The organism is Sphingobium sp., assembly GCF_033795625.1.
GTDB lineage: Bacteria > Pseudomonadota > Alphaproteobacteria > Sphingomonadales > Sphingomonadaceae > Sphingobium.
In genome coordinates, this window is sequence record NZ_JARYGI010000104.1 from 1 (window position 1) to 852 (window position 852).

Annotated in this window: 1 protein-coding gene; it reads right to left on the bottom strand. The window is 65.1% G+C overall.

Features of this window, described 5'->3' with window-relative positions:
* Positions 1-88 precede the first annotated feature (88 nt).
* Positions 89-829, bottom strand: coding sequence for a DsbC family protein (locus QHC67_RS18810; RefSeq protein ID WP_319296688.1), 741 nt, complete (start codon positions 827-829; stop codon positions 89-91).
* Between the last annotated feature and the right edge of the window lie 23 nt (positions 830-852).

Sequence of the window (852 nt, forward strand, 5' to 3'; positions counted from 1 at the left end):
AGGCGCGCTCCCGCCGGCATTCCGGTCCTCGCGGGCGCAATTGCGCGCGCGCGCGGGCGAGGTCCGCCAAAGTTCAAAAGCTTCGCCTTCAGGGGCTGGACTGGCCGTTCTTCGCCTTGGTCTCGAGAAAGGCTTCGAGTTCCGCTTGCTGGAAGCCCGAGATGAGCTTGCCGTCCACGAATAGGGTCGGCGTGCCGGAGACGCCCATCTTGCGGACGGTCTCGGCGTCGCGGGCGACCTTTTCGGCGCCGGGGCGGCATTTGTGCAGCGTGGCAGGCTGACCACCGGCGTAGACGGATTTGAAAGCCGCCTGCTGGTCCGGGGCGCAGAGGATATGCTCGGCTTTTGCTGCCGCCTGCGGGTGAATACCGCTCACGAAGTAGATGAGGCGCTGGACCGGTTTCCCCTCGGCTTCCTTGGCCAGCCAGAAGCGTTCGAGCGCCTGGCAATAGGGGCAGTCGGGATCGGTGAACTCGATGACCTTGGGCGCCCCTGCAGGCCCTACCACAAGGGCCTCGGCGGGATTGATCGCGCCCAGTCGCTTCCTGGCGCTTGCGTCCAGCGCCAGCGCCGTCAGGTTGACCCCGTTCTTGTCGTAGACCGCCGCGAAGAGAAGATGCTCGCTCTCCGGCGCGAAATAGATGACTCGTCCACCCGCAATAGCCTGATATATCGGACCGCTGACAGGCGCCGGACCGAAGTCCTCGAAGGTCAGATTGGTGAAGGTCTGGCGCAATTGACGCTGAGCTTCCGCGGCAGCCGCCGTGAGCGGCTCGGCGCTGTTTTCTTGCGCATAGGCGGGGGCCGAAGCGCAAAGTAGCGCAGCCAGGATCAGGTTACCGCTGCGGGACA